This is a genomic window from Actinomycetota bacterium, from assembly GCA_005774595.1.
Lineage (GTDB): Bacteria > Actinomycetota > Coriobacteriia > Anaerosomatales > D1FN1-002 > D1FN1-002.
Genome location: VAUM01000138.1, coordinates 1 through 4,735, shown reverse-complemented (window position 1 = coordinate 4,735; position 4,735 = coordinate 1). Strand labels below are relative to the sequence as shown.

General features: G+C 70.3%; 2 protein-coding genes. Both read left to right on the top strand.

Going from position 1 to position 4,735, the window contains the following annotated elements; translation table 11 throughout:
- Window positions 1-514: Asp-tRNA(Asn)/Glu-tRNA(Gln) amidotransferase GatCAB subunit B (locus tag FDZ70_06495; GenBank protein TLM76532.1), on the top strand; the 514-nt coding region annotated here is incomplete at its 5' end.
- 30 nt (window positions 515-544) lie between these two features.
- On the top strand, window positions 545-4,735 hold a 4,191-nt coding region (locus FDZ70_06490; GenBank protein ID TLM76531.1), incomplete at its 3' end, for a hypothetical protein.

Here is a 4,735-nt window from a genome sequence, read left to right as displayed (position 1 = left end):
CTACGGGATCACGCGCCACGACGCGGCGCTCTTGTCCGAGGATGCCGAGCTCGCGGGGTTCCTCGAGGCCGCCGTCACGATCGCCGGCGCAGGGCGGGCCCAGGCGGTCGCGAACGTCATGAACAACGACCTCGCCGCGCACCTGAACGCCGAGGGCGTGACGGTCACGGAGTCGCGACTCGTCCCTGCGATGGTCGCCGAGCTGGTCGCGCTCGTCGAGGACGGCACCATCTCGTCGAAGCAGGCCAAGGAGGTCTTCTCCGAGATGGCGGCCACCGGCGATGCGCCCGGCGCGATCGTCGAGCTGAAGGGCATGCGGCAGGTCAGCGACGCCGGCGCGATCGAGGCGGTCGCCGACGCGGTGCTCGCTGCGAACCCCGACGAGGTCGACGCGTACCGGGGCGGGAAGACCGGCCTGATCGGGTTCTTCGTCGGCCAGGTCATGCGCGAGATGGGCGGACAGGGCAACCCGCAGGTCGTCAACGAGGTGCTCGCCCGCAAGCTCGGCGGATAGGCGCGGCTTCCGCGCACGGCGGGCGGCCGCTTGTCGCGGCGCATCCGCAGTCCGTCCCTCGCGCACGCGCACTCATCTGTAAGATTCAAGCGGGCCGTTGTGACGGCCGATACATTCGTAGATGCCGAGGGCGTCTCTGAAGCGCTCCCGGGTCTGCGCCTGTCCGGAGGCGATGTGAAGCGCACGGGCCTGACGTTGGCGACACTCGCCGTGGGAGCGATCGCTCTCGCGGCGGGCGTTGTCGCCTCGGTTGGCCCCGCGCAGGCGCTCACGGGCTACGGCTACGTGACCGGGTGGGGCACGCTCGGTAGCGCCAACGGCCAGTTCAACGGACCGCTCGGCGTCGAGGTCGACTCGGCGGGCAACGTGTGGGTCGCCGACTCGGGAAACAACCGACTGCAGAAGTTCACCTCGCTCGATGCGAGCCCCGCGCACTCGTACGTGACGAAGGTGGCGACCGTCACCGGCGCCACGATCCCGACCCTGAGCGGTCCGCGCGACGTCGCGTTCGACACCGCGGGCAACCTCTGGATCGCCGACACGGGCCACGACGCGATGCTCGAGCTGAACTCCTCGCTCGCGTTCGTGGACGAGATCGACTCCGGGTGGACCAAGGGCGACCCGCTCCTGCCGTCCGGGCTCGCGTACGCGAACACCGCGCTGTTCGAGGCGGACTACGGCAGCGGCAAGGTGCAGAAGTACACCTACACGCCGCTGAAGTACTCGAACGCCAAGACCAGTCCTCTGCTCACGTCGCCGTGGGGCATCACATTCGGGCCCGGCGGGACGTACTGCTACGTGAGCAGCGGTGCCACGAACCACAACGTGGTGCGCTTCACCTACTCCGGCGGCAAGCTCGGCTCGGCGCGCACGATCGCCGGGGCCACTGCGGCAGGCACCGCCGACGGCCGCTTCAACGGCCCGCGCGGCGTGGTCGTCTACCAGGGCAGGCTGCTGGTCGCCGACTACGGCAACGATCGCGTCCAGGCGTTCGACGCCACCACCGGCGCGTTCATCACCAAGTTCGGGACCTCCGGGTCGGGGCCCGGCCAGCTTGACGGACCGGTGGGGCTCGCGGTCGACGCTGCCGGGCGCGTCTACGTGGCAGACTCGCTCAACAACCGCATCCAGGTGTTCTTCGCCGACTGGGTCTCGCCGGTCACCACGGCGACCGGCGTGCCGTCGGGATGGTCCACGGCGACGCCGGTGAACGTCTCGCTCGTCGCGACGGATCCCGCGCCCGGCGCCTCCGGGATCCTCGGCACGCGCTACATCCTGAACGGCTCCGCGGCGGCCACCTACACGGCGACGCTCACGATCTCGGCCGAGGGCACGAGCGTCCTGCGGTACTGGTCGATCGACAACGCCGGGAACGTCGAGTCCACGAAGACCGCGACGATCACGATCGACAGCGTGGCGCCCACGACCACGTCGGACGCGCCGGCGGCGTGGCAGACGTCGCCCGTGAACGTGACGCTGACCGCGACCGACGCGGCGAGCGGCATCTACGCCACGCGCTACCGCCTCGCCTCGGGGGGTACGACCGGCGCCGTGACGACCTACACCGCGCCGGTAAACGTCAGCGCCGAGGGCACGAACACGCTCGAGTACTGGTCGGTGGACGTGGCCGGCAACCGCGAGGTGACCAGGACCGCCACGCTGCGTCTGGACCTCTCCGCGCCTATCAGCACGGCGTCGGTGCCCGCGACGTGGCAGCCGTCCACGCCGGTGACCGTGACGATGAGCGCTACCGACGCAACGAGCGGCGTGTACGCGCTCTACTACGCGCTCGACGGCGGGCCCGTGACCACGTACACCGCGCCGTTCCAGGTCTCCGCCGAGGGGGCCACCAGGATCGAGCACTTCGCGGTGGACGTGGCCGGCAACCGCGAGGCCACGAAGACCGCGTACGCGCGCATCGACCTCACGCCCCCGACGGGCACGATGGTGCTCAACAACGGCGATCTGTACACGGCGACCACGACGGTCTTCCTCGACTCGGCCATCTCGGACATCTCACCGCTCGAGATGAGGATCGGCTCGGGGCCGTGGATCCCGTACGCGTCGACCGTGACGACCGTGGTGCCGAGCGGCAACGGCACGAAGACGGTGAGCGTGACGTACCGCGATTCGGCCGGTTGGACGCTGTCGCTTGCCGATGACATCGTCTTCGACGTGGCCGCGCCGTCGGGCACGATGGTGGTGAGCGGGAACGCCTCGTACACGGGCACGGTGGCCGTCACGGTCGACTCGACCGTCACGAACGCGACCTCGATGTCGGTCGATCCCGGCAGCGGCGTCTTCGGCAGCTGGATCGCGACGGCGTCGTCGATCGCCACGGAGCTGCCGGCGGGTGACGGCCTCAAGACCGTGTACGTCCGGTTCGTCAACTCCGGCGGGTTGATCGTCACGCTCGAGGACACGATCACCCTCGACACCTCGGCGCCGTTCGGGACGATGGCGGTGAGCGGCGGGGCGGCCTACACGAGCACCCGGACCGTGACGGTCGACTCATCGGTCAGCGACCTCGCGCCCATCGAGATGCGGGTCGACCCCGGCACAGGCGTCTTCGGCGGCTGGTTCCCGTATTCGGCCTCGGTGACGACGCAGGTGCCGGCGGGCGACGGCGTCAAGACGCTCCGCGCCGAGTACCGCGACCCGCTGCTGCACACGCTCGCGACGACCGACACGATCGTGCTCGACACCATCACGCCCGCGACCTCGCACGACGCGCCGTCGGGCTGGCAGGCCCTGCCGGTGTGGGTGACGCTGACGCCGTCGGACGCGGGCAGCGGGCCGGCGTACACGCTCTACCGGCTCAACGGCGCCGCCGCGGTGACCTACACCGTGCCGGTGCTCGTCGCGACCGAGGGTACGAACACGCTGCAGTTCTGGTCGTACGACAACGCCGGCAATCGCGAGTCGACGCGGACCGCGACCGTCACGGTCGACTTCAGCGCGCCGGTGACCACGGATAACGCCCCCGCGGCATGGCAGACCGCCTCGCCGGTCACCGTGCTGCTCTCGGCGACGGACGCGTACAGCGGCGTGCTCGGGATCCGCTACCGCGTCAACGGCGGCGCGGTCGCCACGTACGCCGCCGGCGTGACGGTCTCGGCGCAGGGCACCAACACCGTCGAGTACCGCGCGGTCGACACGGCGGGCAACTGGGAGGCCACCAAGACCGCGACCGTGCGGATCGACAGCCAGCCGCCGACCACCACCAGCGGCGTCGCGGTCGCGCCGTCGTGGGTCACGACGGACGTGATCTCGCTCGTCGCCTCGGACGCCGCGAGCGGCGTCTTCGAGACGTACTACGAGGTCCTCGACCCCGTGAACGGGCCGACGGGCGAGATGCTCTACACCGAGCCGACGCCGCTCGGGATGGGCGACGGCACCTGGGACCTGTGGATCCGCTCGGTCGACGTCGCCGGCAACTGGGAGACGTCGCACACCATCACGCTGAAGATCGACACCGTCGACCCGGTGACGACCGACAACGCGCCCGCCGGATGGGTGAGCGCTGCGTCGGTGACGGTCACGCTGACCCCGTCGGACTCGGGCAGCGGGCTCGCCGGCACGCACTACTGGGTGAACGGCGGCGCCGAGACATCGGGCACCACGCTCGCGGTCTCGGCGCAGGGGACGACGACCGTGCAGTATCGGTCGTTCGACCAGGCGGGACGCTACGAGGCGACCAAGACCGCGACCGTGCGGCTGGACTCGGTCGCGCCGACCGCGACGATGATGCTGAACGCGGGCGACTCCTTCACCGGGACGACGACGGTCTCGGTCGACTCGTCGGTCACGGACATCTCGGCCGTCGAGATGAAGGTCGGTTCCGGGCCTTGGATGCCGTACGCGTCGAGCGTGACTACGGTCGTGCCGAGCGGCGACGGCGTGAAGACGGTGACCGTCCAGTACCGCGACGAGGCGCTCAACGTCCGCAGCGTCACCGACACGATCACGCTGAGTTCGACGGCGCCCGCAGGCACGATGGTGGTGTCGGGAGGCGCGGCGTACACGGCGACCATCGCGGTCACCGTGGACGCAACCGTGACCAACGCGGTGTCGATGACGGTGGACCCCGGCACCGGGTCGTACGGCGGCTGGATCGCGTACACAGCGCAGGTCACGACTTCGCTGCCGAGCGGCGACGGCGTCAAGACCGTGCGCGTGCAGTACCTCAGCGGCACGCTCGCGACCGCGACCATCTCGGAC